This is a genomic window from Streptomyces sp. NPDC102490, from assembly GCF_044765285.1.
In the GTDB taxonomy this organism is placed as follows: Bacteria; Actinomycetota; Actinomycetes; order Streptomycetales; family Streptomycetaceae; genus Streptomyces.
This window is the reverse complement of sequence record NZ_JBIWJU010000001.1, coordinates 269766-286036: the sequence shown is the minus strand read 5'-3', so window position 1 is coordinate 286036 and position 16271 is coordinate 269766. Positions and strand designations below refer to the sequence as shown.

Sequence of the window (16271 nt, the reverse complement as noted above, 5' to 3'; positions counted from 1 at the left end):
CCGTACGGGGTACGGAGCGCCCTTTCCCGCGTCCGGCTACAGCGCCTCTTTGCGCGTGAGGTGGTTGAAGACCAGCCAGCCCGGCAGAACCGGCAGCCACAGGGTGAGCAGCCGGTACAGCAGCACCGCGGGCGCGGCGACCTCCTTGGGAAGGCCGACGGCGATCAGACCGACCGTCAGCGTCGCCTCCACCGCGCCCACACCGCCCGGCGTCGGCGCGGCGGACCCCAGGGCGTTGCCCGCGAGGAAGACGACCGCGACGCTCGCCAGGCTGATCGACGTCGAGTCGTCGCCGAAGGCACGGATCGAGGCGTCCAGGCACATCACGAAACAGGCCGTGAGCAGCAGCATGCCGCCGATGCCGGTGACCAGCTTCTGCGGCCGCTGCAGCACGTCCAGCATGCGCGGCACGACCCCGGCGAAGAGCGACCGCACGCGCGTGACGACGAACTTGCGCAGGAACGGCACCGACGTCACCACGAGCACCAGGACCGCCACGGTCAGCAGGCCGGCGATGACCGTCCGGGACGGCGACAGCGACGGCGTCTTCTCGGTGCCGGTCAGATAGCCGAAGGACAGCAGCATCAGGATGTGGCAGCCGAGCCCGAACAGCTGGGACGCGCCGACACTCGCCACCGCGAGCCCCGGGCGCACGCCCGCGCGTTGCAGGAAGCGGGTGTTCAGGGCGACGCCGCCGACCGCGGCGGGGGCGACGATCTTCACGAACGATCCCGCGACCTGCGCGGCCACGGTCCGCAGGAACGGCACTCGCTCGGGCACGAAGCCCAGCAGGGCCATCGCCGCGGCGACGTAGCTCGCCGCCGAGAACAGCACGGCCGCCGCCACCCAGCCCCACTGGGCGTTCGAGATCAGGGGGCCGAACTCGATGTGGGTGAGCTGGGTCAGCAGGAAGTAGGCGCCGATCGCGCCGGCGATGAAGCTGATCAGCGTGCGCGGCCGCACCCGCTCCAGCCGGGCCGGCTCGACGGGGGCCTGCGGCCTGATGCGCAGCACCGCGTGGCGGATCTGGGTGAGCAGATCCTCCTCGCGCGCCTCCTCGATGGCCTCGTCCACGGCCCGTTTCTCGGCCCGCTGCTCGGCACGCACCGCCTTCTTGTCCGGTTTGTCGGCCGAGGTGGACTTGTCGGTCTGCTCCGGCGGGTGGCTCGTGGTGTCGTGACCGGCCGCCTCCGCGCGGGCCAGCTTGGCCTGCCGGGACGACTCCAGCACCGCCTCGCGCTCGCGCTGGGCCCGTTCCCGCGCCAGTCTGCGCAGGGTCGCGCGCGTGGAGCGGCTCAGCGCGATGGGCTGGAGCATGGGCAGGCAGTCCGCCACCGTGTCGGGGCCGAGGACGCCCACCGCCGACGCGACCGCGCGTTCGGCGCCGACCCGCAGGCCGAGCGTCACCAGGAGCTGGGAGGTGTCCATGCGCAGCAGCAGGTCGCCGGCGGCGATCTCGCCGTTGCGCAGGTCGGTGAGGATCACCGTGCCGGAACGATCCACCAGGATCGCGTCACCCACCAGCCTGCGGTGCGCGATGCGCCGGGACTGCAGCGCCCGCACCTGCTCCCAGGTCTCGCGCAGCAGGTCGTCGGTGATCTCCTCGTCCGCCAGCGAGTCCAGGGAGCGCCCGCCGGTGTGCTCGTAGACCAGCATCACGGCGTCCGGTCCCAGCTCGGACGTCGCGATCAGCTTGGGGGCATTGGCGCCGGCCGCGATCGCCGCGTAGGCGAGCAGCGCCTCCTGCTCCAGCGCCTGGCGCAGCGAGGGCAGGCTGCTGCGGGTGGCGAAGCCGCGCAGCGTCAGGTTGCGCCACGCGCGGTAGAAGAAGCCCTGCGCCTGCTGCTCGCGGTCCACCACCGTCACGTCGAGCGGCCGGCCGTCCTCCAGCGTGACGAAATAGCGCCGCCCGCGGTCACCGGTCTCGACGCTGTCGGACGGCGCTTCCTGCCGGGCGGCGGTCACCGGCCGGAAGCCGACGTGCCGCAGGCCCGCCATCAGCGTCCGGCCGGTGGGCCGGACGTTGGGGGAACCGACGGCGTACAGGGTGCCGTAGGCCACGGTCCAGCCGATGAGGACGGTCAGGATGATCGAGAACGGCGTCGTGTAACCGGTGACGAGCATCGAGAAGGCGTCGAGGAGCAGCACGATCCACAGCACCGCGCGCCAGCGGGGTCTGCGGGACATGCCGACTGCCGTCATGTACGCGATGACCGGGGCGAGGTAGCCGTGCACGGGGTCGGTCAGCGCGTGGACGTCACCCGGGGACGGCTGGGTGAGCGCCTCCTGGATGGAGCCGGGAGCGGCCTTGGCGACCCACAGGTCGGTGGCGAGGGTCACCCCGTGCGCGAGGACCGCCGCCAGTACGCCGTCGGCGATCCGCAGCCCGTCCCGTTTGATCAGGCGCTCGATCGCGAACGCGACGGGCACGAGCAGGATCGCGATGCTGGAAGCCAGTCCCGCGATCTTGATGAGCAGATCGGGGGCCTGTCCGGTGCCCTTGTTGATGTCCTGTTCGAGGCCCGAGGTGGTGCCGTGCGCGAAGGCGGCGATGGCCAGGAGTACGGCGACGGCGAGTACGCCCACCAGGAGGCGCACCAGGTCGGAGGGGCGGTGCACGCGCGCGGGGAGCAGCGGTTCGTCGCCCTCGACCTCGTCGATGTGCGCCACGTCGTCGGGGTCGGCGGCCGTCGCCGAGGGACCCTCGGCCGCCCGCTCGCCGGTCTCCTCGTCGCCCGCGTCCGCGGTGTCCGCGCGCGAGGAAGCGTCAGAGGTGCCCTCGGCGCCCTCGGGGTGCACACCCTGCTGCTTCATCGCCTCTTCTTGCTCTCGTATCACTGGTCACCGCCCGCACGATGGTGGCATGCCGCGTCGGACTCGGCAGGCATCAGGGTGCCCGTGCGGGCCGCACAGTCTGCCCGAAGCGACGCTCGCGGGCGAGGGACGCGGGCCTTCGGGAGGGCGTCGCGTTGTCCGCGGGGTACGGCAGGATGGGGCGGATGAGCGAGCAGAGCCTTCCGGACGGCGGCCGTCCGGAGAACGCGGACGCGCTGCCCGAGTACGCCGAGCGGGTCCTCGACGTGACCGAGGTGATCCCGCCGGGCCGCGTCATGACGTACGGGGACGTGGCCGAGTACCTGGAGGAGGGGGGACCCCGCCAGGTCGGCCGGGTGATGTCCCTCTACGGAGGAGGCGTCCCCTGGTGGCGTGTCGTCCGCGCGGACGGGGTCCTGCTCGCGGGACACGAACTGGAGGCCCTCGACCGCTACCGGGAGGAGGGCACGCCCCTGAAGGAGGCGGGCAGAGCCGCCGAGGGGCACCTGCCGCGCCTCGACCTGAAGCGGGCGCGGTGGGACGGCGGTGGACGCTCGCAGGAGCACGGCGGACGCGCACAGGGTCACACCTGACAGCTTCCGCCATACGGCGGGCCGATGTGTGACATGTGATCCGTACGAGGTAAACCGGGCGCTTCGGGCATGTCCGTGGCATGACGTACGTTCGTGGGGCAGGGGGCGCTCGTGCCACAAGTGACCCGAGGGAAGAAGGGGAAGCGCTGCTTCCGGCTCTTCCGTCGGCGTAGCGTCGGCCGCACGCGTCCCCCTCACCCCGCGGCCACCGCCCCGCCCGCGGCGCGGACGGACCACCAGCACACCCACCAGGACCGGCGAACCACGTGAGCTCCTCTTCCTCCACCGGACACCCGTCGCACCCCCAGGCGCGACGGGGGAGCCGTGGCGCTTACCGACTGGTGCGTACCCCGCCGGCACGCATGGACCCCCCTCGTCTGGACGCCGCGCAGCGCGCCGTGGTTGAGCACCGGGCCGGACCGCTGCTCGTCCTGGCGGGGCCGGGCACCGGCAAGACCACCACGCTGGTCGAGTCGGTGGCGGACCGGATCGCCGAGGGCGGCGACCCCGAGCGCATCCTGGTGCTGACCTTCAGCCGCAAGGCGGCCGTCGAACTGCGCGACCGGATGGCGCTGCGCATCGGCGCCGCGCGCGCCCCCCGGGCGACGACCTTCCACTCCTTCGGTTACGCCCTGGTCCGCGCCCACCAGGACAGCGACCTGTTCGTGGAACCCCTGCGGCTGCTGTCCGGCCCGGAGCAGGACGTGACGGTGCGCGAACTGCTCGCCGGCCAGGTGGACCTGGAACGGCTCGGGCTCGCCCACGTGCGCTGGCCCGACGAACTGCGGGCCTGCCTGACGACACGCGGCTTCGCGGACGAGGTCCGCGCGGTGCTCGCCCGCAGCCGCGAACTGGGACTCGGCCCGGAGGCGCTCGGAGCCTTCGCCCGGCGCATCGGCCGCCCCGACTGGCGTGCCGCCGCCCTCTTCCTCGCCGAGTACCTGGACGTGCTCGACCTCCAGGGCGTGCTCGACTACGCCGAACTGGTTCACCGCGCGGTGCTCCTCGCCCGCCGCCCCGAGGTCGCCGCGCAGCTGACCGCCCGGTACGACGCGGTCTACGTCGACGAGTACCAGGACACCGACCCGGCCCAGGTACGACTGCTGCACGCCCTGGCGGACGGCGGCCGCACCCTCGTCGCCTTCGGCGACCCCGACCAGTCGATCTACGCCTTCCGGGGCGCGGACGTGAACGGCATCCTGGACTTCCCGGCCGCCTTCCCGCGCGCGGACGGCCGTCCGGCCCCGGTCGAGGTGCTGCGGACCTCACGCCGGTCCGGGGCCGCCCTGCTGGACGCCACCCGGCTGCTGACCCGGCGCATGCCGCTGACCCGCCTTCCCGCCGACAAGGTCCGCGCCCACCGTGAGCTGACCCCGGCACGGGACGGCGGGCGGGTCGAGGTGTACACGTACCCGACCCCCGGCACCGAGCTGGACAACATCGCCGACATCCTGCGCCGGGCGCACCTGGAGGACGGCGTTCCGTGGGGCGACATGGCCGTCCTGGTACGCGCCGGTTCGCGCGCCATCCCCACGCTCCGCCGAGTCCTCACCGCGGCCGGCGTCCCCCTGGACATCGACGGCGACGACCTCCCCCTGCGCCACGAGCCGGCGGTGGCGCCGCTGCTGACGGCGCTGCGAGCCGTGGCGGAGGCGGAGGCGGGGGCGGGGGAGCGGCCCGGGACGGCTGCGAACGAGGCGGCGAGGGAGGCCGACGGTCCGCCCGACGGCTCGCTCGACGGACAGGCCGGCGGTGCCGGCAGGGCAGACGCCGAAGCCGGCGCCGGGACCGACGCGGCCGAGCAGGCCGTACCCGAGGCGGAAACGTCGAACGAGGCACCCGTGCCCGTGCCCGTGACCGCACCCGAGCCTGGAGCCGACGCCGACGCCGACGCCGACGCCGACGCGAAGCCCACGCGCGGTGACCGCGCGCACCGCGCGGACGAACCGTGCTGGCTGCCCACCGAGACCGCCCTCACCCTGCTCACCTCGCCCCTCGCCGGCATGGACGCCGCGGACCTGCGCCGCCTCGGCCGTGCCCTGCGCGACGAGCAGCGCGCCGCCGGCAACCCACTGCCGCCGCCCTCGGACCAACTGCTCGCGCGGGCGCTGGCCGAACCGGAGCGGCTCGCCGTGCACGACCCCGCGTACGCGCGCGGTGCCCAGCGGCTCGGCGCGCTGCTGCGCAGGGCACGCGAGCGCCTGGCGGGAGGCGGCAGCGCCGAGGAGGCACTGTGGGACCTGTGGGACGGCACCCCGTGGCCCACCCGCCTGGAACGCTCCGCCCGGCGCGGCGGCGCGGCCGGACGCAACGCCGACCGCGACCTGGACGCCGTGTGCGCGCTGTTCGCGACGGCCGCCCGCGCGGAGGAGCGCACCGGTGGCCGGGGCGCCCTGAACTTCCTGGAGCAGATCGACGCCGAGGACATCGCGGCCGACACCCTCGCCCGGCGTGCCGTACGCCCCGACGCCGTCCGCCTGATGACCGCGCACCGCTCCAAGGGCCTGGAGTGGCGGCTGGTCGTCGTCGCGGGCGTCCAGGAGGGGCTGTGGCCGGACCTGCGCCGCCGCGGCTCCCTCCTGGAGGCCGACCGGATCGGCCGCGACGGGCTCGCCGAACCCCTCACCCCCGGCGCCCTGCTCGCCGAGGAGCGCCGCCTGTTCTACGTGGCCGCCACGCGCGCGCGGGAACGACTCGTCGTGACCGCGGTGAAGGCCCCGGCCGACGACGGGGACCAGCCCTCCCGGTTCCTGACCGAACTCGGCGTCGAACCCGCCGACGTCACCGGCCGTCCGCGCCGCCCCCTGGCCGTCGCGGCGCTCGTCGCCGAACTGCGGGCCACCACCGTCGACCCCCGCGTCTCCGCGCCCCTGAGGGAAGCCGCCGCGCGCCGTCTGGCCCGCCTCGCCGCGCTGGCCGACGAGGACGGCCGCCCGCTGGTGCCGTCCGCCCATCCCTACCGCTGGTGGGGCATGTGGGACCCGACCGAGAGCAAGGTGCCGCTGCGCGACCGCGACCAGCCCGTCGCCCTCTCCGGAAGCGCCCTGGACCAGTTGGCCAACACCTGCGCCCTCCAGTGGTTCCTGGGCCGTGAGGTGAAGGCCGACGCGCCCGCGACCACCGCCCAGGGCTTCGGCAACGTGGTGCACGTCCTCGCCGACGAGGTGGCCTCCGGACACACCCCGGCCGATCTCGCCGTCCTCATGGAGCGCCTGGACTCCGTCTGGAACGCGCTCGCCTTCGACGCGCCCTGGAAGTCGGCCCAGGAGAAGGCCAACGCGCGCGTGGCGCTCGAACGCTTCCTGAAGTGGCACGTCATGGACCGTGCCGGGCGCACCCCGGTGGCGAGCGAGCACGACTTCGACGTGACCCTGGAGGCGGGCGACTACGAGGTGCGCATCCGGGGCCAGATGGACCGCGTGGAGGCCGACGGCGACGGACGCGCCTACGTGGTCGACTTCAAGACCGGCAAACAGGCGCCCACGTCCTCGGAGGTGGCCCGCCACCCCCAGCTCGCCGTGTACCAGCTCGCCGTCCGCGAGGGCGCCGTCGACGCGGCCTTCGACGGCGTACGCCCCGAGCCGGGCGGCGCCGAACTCGTCCACCTGCGCCAGGGCGCGGCGCAGCGGGACGGCGGCGAGGCCCTGCCCAAGGTGCAGACGCAGGAGTCGCAGCAGGGGCCGGAGGGCGAGTGGGTCGGCGACCTGCTGGCCACGGCCGCGGGCAAGGTCCTCGACGAACGGTTCACCCCGACCACGGGCCAGCACTGCACCCACTGCGCCTTCCGCGCGTCGTGCAGCGCACGGCCCGAGGGCCGGCACGTCGTGGAGTGAGCGACGGGGGTGGAGTTCGGGGCGTAGGACCAGAGCCGGGGTCCGGAGCGCGGGACCAGAGCCGGGGTCCGGAGCCGGGGTCCGGAGCCGGGAGACCGGAGCGTGGGACCGGGCCCGGAGCGCCGATGCCGGGCGGCCGGTGTGACACGTCGCACCACATGGGCTGACCTGCGCTTCTCCCGCCCCGGGAGGAGATCCGGCACCCGCTGTCAGTGGACGCCGCTAGCCTCTCTGACGTGCCCGCCCACCTCACCGATCCCGAGCAGCTCAAGGAGCTCCTCGGCATCCCCTTCACCCCGGAGCAGACGGCCTGCATCGTCGCGCCGCCCGCACCGCAGGTGATCGTGGCCGGAGCCGGGTCGGGCAAAACGACGGTGATGGCGGCCCGCGTGGTGTGGCTGGTCGGCACCGGCCAGGTCGCCCCGGAACAGGTCCTCGGCCTCACCTTCACCAACAAGGCGGCCGGCGAACTCGCCGAACGCGTCCGCAAGGCCCTGATCAGAGCGGGCGTGACCGACCCGGACGTGATCGACCCGGACCACCCGCCGGGCGAGCCCGCGATCTCGACGTACCACGCCTTCGCGGGCCGCCTCCTGACCGACCACGGCCTGCGCCTCGGCCTGGAACCGACGTCCCGCCTGCTCGCCGACGCCACCCGCTACCAGCTCGCCGCGCGGGTCCTGCGCGAGGCCCCCGGGCCCTACCCGGCGCTCACCCGGTCCTTCGCCGACCTGGTCAGCGACCTCCTCGCCCTCGACGCCGAACTCGCCGAGCACCTCGTACGGCCCGAGGACCTGCGCGCCTGGGACGCCGGCCTCCTGGACACCCTGGCCGGCGTCCGGCTCAGCAACGCCGAGCTGCGCAAGGTCCCCGAGGCCGCCGCCGCCCGCCGCGAACTGGCCGACCTGGTGATCCGCTACCGGGCCGCCAAACGCGAGCGGGACCTGCTCGACTTCGGCGACCAGATCGCCCTGTCCGCACGGCTCGCCCAGCTCCCCGAGGTGGGCCGCGTGCTGCGCGACGAGTACCGGGTCGTGCTGCTCGACGAGTACCAGGACACCTCGGTGGCCCAGCGCATCCTCCTGGCGGGCCTGTTCGGCGGCGGCACCGGTCATCCCGTGACCGCCGTGGGCGACCCCTGCCAGGCGATCTACGGCTGGCGCGGCGCCTCCGTCGCCAACCTCGACGACTTCCCCGAACACTTCGCCCACGCGGACGGACGGCCCGCGGCCCGCCAGGCGCTCAGCGAGAACCGCCGCAGCGGCGGCCGCCTCCTCGACCTCGCCAACGGCCTCGCCGAGCCCCTGCGCGCCATGCACGCGGGCGTGGAGGCCCTGCGACCCGCCCCGGGCGCCGAACGCGACGGGACGGTCCGTTGCGCCCTGCTGCGCACCCACGCCGAGGAGATCGACTGGATCGCCGACTCCGTCGCCCACCTCGTGCGCACGGGCAAGGCGCCCGGTGAGATCGCCGTCCTGTGCCGCACGGCGACCGACTTCGCCGAGATCCAGGGCGCGCTGGTGGCCCGCGACGTCCCCGTCGAGGTCGTCGGCCTCTCCGGGCTCCTGCACCTCCCCGAGGTGGCCGACCTGGTCGCCGTCTGCGAGGTCCTCCAGGACCCGGGCGCCAACGCCTCCCTGGTGCGCCTGCTCTCCGGGCCGCGCTGGCGCATCGGCCCGCGCGACCTGGCCCTCCTGGGCCGCCGCGCCCGGCTGCTGGTGAGCCACGCGCGCGTGGAGGGCGACGACGATCCCGACCGGAGGCTCGCCGAGGCCGTCGAGGGAGTCGACCCGTCCGAGGTGATATCGCTGGCGGACGCCCTGGACACCTTCCTGGAGACGCCGCTGGACGGCACCGGGGACGACGACGGGCTGCCCTTCTCGGCGGACGCGCGCGTGCGGTTCGCCCGGCTGGCCACCGAGCTGCGCGAGCTGCGCCGAGCCCTGTCCGACCCGCTCATGGACGTCCTGCACCGCGTCCTCGCCGTCACCGGCCTGGAGGTCGAACTGTCGGCGTCCCCGCACGCCCTGGCGGCCCGCCGCCGCGAGACCCTGTCCAACTTCCTCGACGTCGCCGCGTCCTTCGCCGCCGGCGACGGCGAGGCCACCCTGCTCGCCTTCCTCGGTTTCCTGCGCACCGCCGCGCAGTACGAGAAGGGCCTGGACAACGCGCTGCCCGGCGGCGAGAACACCGTCAAGGTGCTCACCGCGCACAAGTCCAAGGGCCTGGAGTGGGACGTCGTCGCCGTGCCCGGCCTGGTCACCGGCACCTTCCCCAGCGGCCAGGGCCGCGAGAAGTGGACCGCCCAGGGCAAGGTGCTGCCGCACGGCCTGCGCGGCGACGCCGAGACCCTGCCCGACGTCGCCTCCTGGGACTCCCGCGGCCTGAAGGCCTTCCACGAGGCCATGAAGGAGCACCAGCACACCGAGGAGCTCCGCCTCGGCTACGTCACCTTCACCCGCCCCCGCTCCCTGCTCCTCGGCTCCGGACACTGGTGGGGGCCCAGCCAGAAGAAGCCCCGCGGCCCCTCGGACTTCCTCACGGCGCTGTACGAGCACTGCGCCGCCGGGCACGGCGAGATCGAGGCCTGGGCGGACGAACCGGCCGAGGACGAGGAGAACCCGGCCCTGCACCGTGCGGCCGTCGACGAGGTCTGGCCCCTGCCCCTGGACGACGAGGCACTCGCCCGGCGCCGGGCCGCCGCCGAGACGGTCCTCGCCCACCTGGACGGCCTCGCCGCCGGGGAAGGCGGCCTTCCCTCCGACCCCGGCACCTACGACGACCCGGACTGGCCGCCACCCCCGGAGGACGAGGCACCCCCGGAGGAAACGGACCCCGACCCCGACCCGGCCGGGGACCCCGCCGACTGGGACGCCTGGACCGCGGACCGCCCCACCACCCCGCGCGAGAGCCCCACGGTCCCGCACCAGGCGACGCCCCACGAACCGCCCCAGGGCGCCGTGCCCGCACCCGTACGCCTCACCCCGGAGGAGGCCCGTACCGTCGCCTCCTGGGACCGCGACCTCGACGCGCTCACCGGCGAGCTGCTGCGCGCCCGCGAGAGCGTCACCGAAGTGCACCTTCCGGCGTCGCTGACCGCCTCCCAGCTGCTGAGTCTGGCCGCCGACCCGGACGGCTTCGCCCAGGAACTGGCCCGGCCCATGCCCCGCCCGCCGCAGCCCGCCGCGCGCCGCGGCACCCGCTTCCACGCCTGGGTCGAGGCCCGGTTCGAACCCCTGACGCTGCCCCTGCTGGAGCCGGAAGAGCTGCCCGGCGGCGACGCCGAGATCGCCGACGAACAGGACCTGGAGTTCCTGAAGGACGCCTTCGAGCGCACCGAGTACGCCCGCCGCACACCCTTCCGCGTCGAGGCGCCCTTCCAGCTCTCGCTCGCCGGCCGGGTCGTACGCGGCCGCATCGACGCCGTCTACAAGGAGGGCGACGGAGACACCGCGACGTACGAGATCGTCGACTGGAAGACGAACCGCGCCGCCACCGCCGACCCGCTCCAGCTCGCGCTCTACCGCATCGCCTGGGCCGAGCAGCAGCACGTGCCGCCCGCCGCGGTGACGGCCGCCTTCCTGTACGTGCGCACCGGCGAGGTCGTACGGCCCCGGGGGCTGCCGGACCGGGCGGAGCTGGAGAAGCTGCTGCTGGCCGAGCCGGTCGGTGACGAACCGCACGATCGGGGTGTCCGCGCGGGCCGATAGGCTCGTCGGCATGAGCCACCCCGTTGACAATGCTGTCAGCGCTGTCCGCACGTACATCGAACAGCACCGCGCCGCCTTCCTCGACGACCTCGTCGAGTGGCTGCGCATCCCGTCCGTGTCGGCCCAGCCCGACCACGCGACCGATGTGCGCCGCAGCGCCGACTGGCTCGCCGCCAAACTGCAGGAGACCGGCTTCCCGACCGCCGAGGTCTGGCCCACCCCCGGCGCCCCCGCGGTCTTCGCCGAGTGGCCCTCAGGGGACCCGCAGGCGCCGACGGTCCTCGTCTACGGCCACCACGACGTACAGCCCGCCGCCCGCGAGGACGGCTGGAACAGCGACCCCTTCGACCCCGTCGTCCGCGAGAACCGCCTCTACGCGCGCGGGGCGGCCGACGACAAGGGGCAGGTGTTCTTCCACACACTCGGTGTGCGCGCCCATCTCGCCGCCACCGGCCGCACCGCCCCCGCGGTCAACCTCAAGCTGCTGATCGAGGGCGAGGAGGAATCCGGCTCCCCGCACTTCCGCGCCCTCGTCGAGGAGCGCGCCGAGCGGCTCACCGCCGACGCGGTGGTCGTCTCCGACACCGGCATGTGGTCCGAGGACACCCCGACCGTCTGCACCGGCATGCGGGGCCTCGCCGAGTGCGAGATCCACCTGCACGGACCCGACCAGGACATCCACTCGGGCTCCTTCGGCGGCGCGGTGCCCAATCCGGCCACCGCCGTCGCCCGTCTGGTGGCCGCCCTGCACGACGAGCACGCGCGCGTGGCGATCCCCGGCTTCTACGACGGAGTGGTCGACCTCACCGACCGCGAGCGTGAACTCTTCGCCGAGCTGCCCTTCGACGAGCGGCGGTGGCTGCGCACGGCCAAGTCGTACGCCGCCCACGGCGAAGCCGGACACACCACCCTGGAGCGCATCTGGGCCCGCCCCACCGCCGAGGTCAACGGCATCGGCGGCGGCTACCAGGGCCCGGGCAGCAAGACGATCATCCCGTCGTCCGCCATGGTGAAGCTCTCCTTCCGCCTCGTCGCGGGGCAGGAGCCCGACCACGTGGAGAAGGCCGTCCGCGCCTGGGCCGCCGACCAGGTTCCGGCGGGCATCCGCTGCGAGATCACCTTCGGCTCCGCCACCCGCCCGTGCCTGACGCCGCTGGACCATCCGGCGCTGCGGTCCGTGGTCCGCGCGATGGGCCGTGCCTTCGGGAAACCGGTCCGCTTCACGCGCGAGGGCGGCTCAGGACCGGCCGCCGACCTCCAGGAGGTCCTCGGAGCGCCGGTGCTCTTCCTCGGCATCTCCGTCCCGTCCGACGGCTGGCACGCCCCCGACGAGAAGGTGGAACTGGACCTGCTCCTCAAGGGCGTCGAAACCTCCGCCCACCTCTGGGGCGACCTGGCGGAGCACTGGCGCCCCGTGCCCTGAGCGCCGCACGGTCCGGGACCCGACCGGCGTCGCGCGCGGCACACTGGAAAGGCCGCCCCGCACCGCCGAGCCCTGCCGGACCCGGTCACCGCCCGCCGTACGAACCGCTGAATCCGCCTGCCGAACCGAACCGCTCACCGGGGGAGTTGGAAGCACCCGTGACCACCTGGACCGACCACACCGCCGACCGTCCCATCTCGCTCACCGCTCCCAGCGGCATCGACCGCGCCGCCCACCACCGCCTCGACGAGGCCTGGCTCGCGGCGGCCTGGAGCCACCCCTCGACGCGCTGCTTCGTGGTCTCCGGCGGCCAGGTACTGATCGACGAGACGCCCGACGGGGCGACCGAACTCGTCATGACCCCCTCCTTCGAGGCCCCGCTCACCGAGGCGCACCGCTACTTCCTGGGCACCGACGAGGAGGGGACCAGCTACTTCGCCCTCCAGAAGGACTCCCTGCCCGGCCGCATGGACCAGTCCGCCCGCCCCGCGGGCCTGCGCGAGGCCGGCCTGCTCCTGTCGCCCCGGGACGCCGGACTGATGGCCCACGCGGTCGCCCTGGAGAACTGGCAGCGCCTGCACCGGTTCTGCTCCCGCTGCGGCGAGCGCACCGTCATCGCCGCGGCGGGACACATCCGCCGGTGCCCCGCCTGCGGCGCCGAGCACTACCCGCGCACCGACCCGGCTGTGATCATGGCGGTCACGGACGGCGAGGACCGCATCCTGCTCGGCCGCCAGATGCACTGGCCCGAGGGCCGCTTCTCGACCCTCGCAGGTTTCGTGGAGCCCGGGGAGTCCATCGAGCAGTCGGTGCGCCGTGAGGTCCAGGAGGAGGTCGGCGTCACGGTCGGCCCGGTCGAGTACGTCGCGAGCCAGCCGTGGCCCTTCCCGTCCAGCCTGATGCTCGGCTTCATGGCCCACGCCACCTCGACCGAGATCAACGTCGACGGCGACGAGATCCACGAGGCCCGCTGGTTCTCCCGCGAGGAACTGGGCGCCGCCTTCGAGTCCGGCGAGGTGCTGCCGCCCTACGGCATCTCGATCGCGGCCCGCCTCATCGAGCTCTGGTACGGCAGGCCCCTGCCGACGCGCGGCGCCTTCTGAGCCCGACGCCACAAGAGGGGCGGCCCCCTCCCGCAGCGGGAGAGGGCCGCCCCTCTGAGACTTCTGCGACTGACTGCGTCGGCCGGCCGGCTACGCGCCGATCTTCTGCTTCACCTGCGCCAGCGACGGGTTCGTCAGCGTCGAGCCGTCGGGGAAGAGCACGGTCGGCACCGTCTGGTTTCCGCCGTTCGCCTTCTCCACGAACGCGGCGGACTCCGGGTCCTGCTCGATGTTGACCTCGGTGTACGCGATGCCCTCGCGGTCCATCTGGCTCTTCAGCCGACGGCAGTAGCCGCACCACGTGGTGCTGTACATCGTCACAGTGCCCGGCATGTCTCTCGTGCTCCTTCGGCGACTCGGAAAAGCGGCGGCTCGGGGATGAGGTCGCAGGAGGGGAACGTCCGCGGCGGCGCGACCATTCCCGTCGCGCATTCCCGTCCCGTGACGGCTGTCGGGTGATGCCTGTCGCATCGGTACGACTATCGGTGCGTGCCTGTGGACGACCGACTCACCCGTCTCGCGAGACCTGGCAGCATGGCGGTGTGACAGCAGCAACGCACTCCCCTCTCTTCCCGCAGGTACCGGACACGGCCGACGCGGTGCTCGAAGGGCTCGACCCCGAGCAGCGCGAGGTGGCGACCGCCCTGCGCGGCCCGGTGTGTGTGCTGGCGGGAGCCGGTACGGGCAAGACCCGGGCGATCACCCACCGCATCGCCTACGGGGTGCGGGCCGGGATCCTCCAGCCCTCCAGCGTGCTCGCCGTCACCTTCACCAACCGTGCCGCCGGTGAGATGCGCGGCCGGCTGCGCCAGCTCGGCGCCGCCGGTGTACAGGCCCGCACCTTCCACTCGGCGGCGCTGCGGCAGCTCCAGTACTTCTGGCCGAAAGCGATCGGCGGCTCCCTGCCGAGGCTCGTCGACCGCAAGATCCAGCTCGTCGCCGACGCGGCCGCCGCCTGCCGCATCCGCCTCGACCGGGGTGAGCTGCGCGACGTCACCGCGGAGATCGAGTGGTCCAAGGTGACCCAGACCGTCCCCGCCGACTACGCCCCCGCGGCGGCCAAGGCCGGCCGTGAGGCGCCCCGCGACCCGGCGGAGATCGCGCAGCTGTACGCCGCCTACGAAGACGTCAAGCGCGCGCGCTCCGTCATCGACTTCGAGGACGTGCTGCTGCTGACGGTGGCCGTCCTCCAGGACCGGCACGACGTCGCCGAGCAGGTCCGCGCCCAGTACCAGCACTTCGTGGTCGACGAGTACCAGGACGTCAGCCCCCTCCAGCAGCGGCTGCTGGAGCTGTGGCTCGGGGACCGCGACGACCTGTGCGTGGTCGGCGACGCCAGCCAGACGATCTATTCGTTCACGGGAGCAACCCCCGACCATCTGCTCGACTTCCGCGGCCGCCACCCCGGCGCCACCGTCGTCAAGCTGGTCCGCGACTACCGGTCCACCCCGCAGGTCGTCCACCTCGCCAACGGCCTGCTCGCCCAGGCCCGGGGGCGGGCCGCCGACCACCGCCTGGAGCTGGTCTCCCAGCGCCCCGCGGGCCCCGAGCCCGTCTACACCGAGTACGCCGACGAGCCGGCCGAGGCCGAAGGAGCGGCCCGCCGCATCCGCGAGCTCATCGACTCGGGGGTTCCGGCCGCCGAGATCGCCGTCCTGTTCCGCACCAACTCCCAGTCCGAGACCTACGAGCAGGCGCTCGCGGACGCCGGGGTGCCCTACCAGCTGCGGGGCGCCGAGCGGTTCTTCGACCGGCCGGAGGTGCGCAAGGCAGGCAGTGCCCTGCGGGCCGCGGCGCGCTTCGGCGGCAACGACTCGCTCCTCGACGACGTCGTCGACCTGCCCTCGCAGGTCCGCGCGGTGCTGTCCGGCGAGGGCTGGACGACCGAGCCCCCGGCCGGGTCGGGCGCCGTGCGGGAGCGCTGGGAGTCGCTGGCCGCCCTGGTCGGCCTGGCCCAGGACTTCGCCGCCGCCAGAGCGGGAGCCACCCTGAGTGACCTGGTCGTGGAACTCGACGAGCGGGCCGGCGCCCAGCACGCCCCGACGGTGCAGGGCGTCACCCTCGCCTCCCTGCATTCCGCCAAGGGCCTGGAGTGGGACGTCGTGTTCCTGGTCGGCGTCGCCGAGGGCATGATGCCGATCACCTACGCAAAGACCGACGAGCAGATCGAGGAGGAACGCCGCCTCCTCTACGTCGGTGTCACCCGAGCGCGTGAACGCCTGCACCTGTCCTGGGCGCTGGCCCGGTCGCCAGGCGGCCGGCCGAGCCGCCGGCCCAGCCGCTTCCTGAAAGGGCTGCGACCCGGTTCGGGCGCGGCGGGCGGGCGAGCAGCCGCCGGAGTCGCCGGAGGCGTGGAGCGCGGGTTCCGGGGCGGCGGTGGCGGTGCCGGAGTCGCGGCGCCGAGACGGACCCAGCGGACCCCGGCCCGCTGCCGGGTCTGCGGACGCACGCTCACCGACGCCGGTGAGATGAAGCTGATGCGCTGCGAGGGCTGCCCGTCCGACATGGACGAGGGGGTCTACGAGCGGCTGCGCGAGTGGCGGGCGCTGCAGGCGGGACGCAGCGGACAGCCCGCGTTCTGCGTCTTCACCGACAAGACGCTGATGGCGATCGCCGAGTCCGTCCCGGAGGACGAGCGGGAGCTGGCCCGGATCCCGGGGGTCGGGGCCCGCAAGCTCAACCGCTACGGGGCCGACGTCCTGGCCATCTGCGCAGGCCAGGAAGGTGTGGGACTGGACGAGGACGACTGATACGAACTCGTCGAAAAAATAGTTTGCGCATGCCCGGGGAATCCC

The 16271-nt window shown here is 73.9% G+C and carries 8 protein-coding genes; 6 read left to right on the top strand and 2 right to left on the bottom strand.

The window, feature by feature from the left end; translation table 11 throughout:
- Positions 1-36 precede the first annotated feature (36 nt).
- Positions 37-2814 carry a YbhN family protein gene (locus ACIRGB_RS01290; RefSeq protein WP_403857337.1) on the bottom strand — a complete coding sequence of 926 codons (2778 nt, stop codon included), beginning with the start codon at positions 2812-2814 and terminating at the stop codon, positions 37-39.
- 185 nt (positions 2815-2999) lie between these two features.
- Between ACIRGB_RS01290 and ACIRGB_RS01285 the strand changes: the two genes are divergently transcribed.
- The 5 genes from ACIRGB_RS01285 (at position 3000) to nudC (ending at position 13476) form a co-directional block, all read left to right on the top strand.
- Positions 3000-3407, top strand: a complete 408-nt coding sequence (locus ACIRGB_RS01285; RefSeq protein ID WP_403857334.1) for an MGMT family protein — start codon at positions 3000-3002, stop codon at positions 3405-3407.
- Positions 3408-3673: 266 nt separating this feature from the next.
- Positions 3674-7240: an ATP-dependent helicase gene (locus ACIRGB_RS01280; protein WP_403857331.1), complete on the top strand. Its 3567-nt coding sequence runs from the start codon at positions 3674-3676 to the stop codon at positions 7238-7240.
- A gap of 236 nt (positions 7241-7476) precedes the next feature.
- Positions 7477-10950, top strand: a complete 3474-nt coding sequence (locus tag ACIRGB_RS01275) for a UvrD-helicase domain-containing protein (RefSeq protein WP_403857328.1) — start codon at positions 7477-7479, stop codon at positions 10948-10950.
- A gap of 10 nt (positions 10951-10960) precedes the next feature.
- Positions 10961-12373: a dipeptidase gene (locus ACIRGB_RS01270; protein WP_403857325.1), complete on the top strand. Its 1413-nt coding sequence runs from the start codon at positions 10961-10963 to the stop codon at positions 12371-12373.
- A 158-nt stretch (positions 12374-12531) separates the two neighbouring features.
- A complete protein-coding gene (gene nudC, locus ACIRGB_RS01265; protein ID WP_403857322.1) occupies positions 12532-13476 on the top strand; it encodes an NAD(+) diphosphatase in 945 nt (314 codons plus the stop codon).
- Between the two features lie 90 nt (positions 13477-13566).
- On the opposite strand, the gene ACIRGB_RS01260 is transcribed toward nudC, so the two are convergent.
- Complete coding sequence (locus ACIRGB_RS01260; RefSeq protein WP_030400692.1) at positions 13567-13809, bottom strand: mycoredoxin; 243 nt, start codon at positions 13807-13809, stop codon at positions 13567-13569.
- A 209-nt stretch (positions 13810-14018) separates the two neighbouring features.
- On the opposite strand from ACIRGB_RS01260, the gene ACIRGB_RS01255 reads away from it, so the two are divergent.
- Complete coding sequence (locus ACIRGB_RS01255; protein ID WP_403857319.1) at positions 14019-16226, top strand: ATP-dependent DNA helicase UvrD2; 2208 nt, start codon at positions 14019-14021, stop codon at positions 16224-16226.
- Positions 16227-16271 lie beyond the last annotated feature (45 nt).

Bases quoted from the DNA above. Each gene is read 5' to 3' on its own strand.
- ACIRGB_RS01285 (WP_403857334.1), top strand. From the start codon at position 3,000: ATGAGCGAGCAGAGCCTTCCGGACGGCGGCCGTCCGGAGAACGCGGAC.
- ACIRGB_RS01290 (WP_403857337.1), bottom strand. From the start codon at position 2,814: ATGAAGCAGCAGGGTGTGCACCCCGAGGGCGCCGAGGGCACCTCTGAC.
- ACIRGB_RS01270 (WP_403857325.1), top strand. From the start codon at position 10,961: ATGAGCCACCCCGTTGACAATGCTGTCAGCGCTGTCCGCACGTACATC.
- ACIRGB_RS01260 (WP_030400692.1), bottom strand. From the start codon at position 13,809: ATGCCGGGCACTGTGACGATGTACAGCACCACGTGGTGCGGCTACTGC.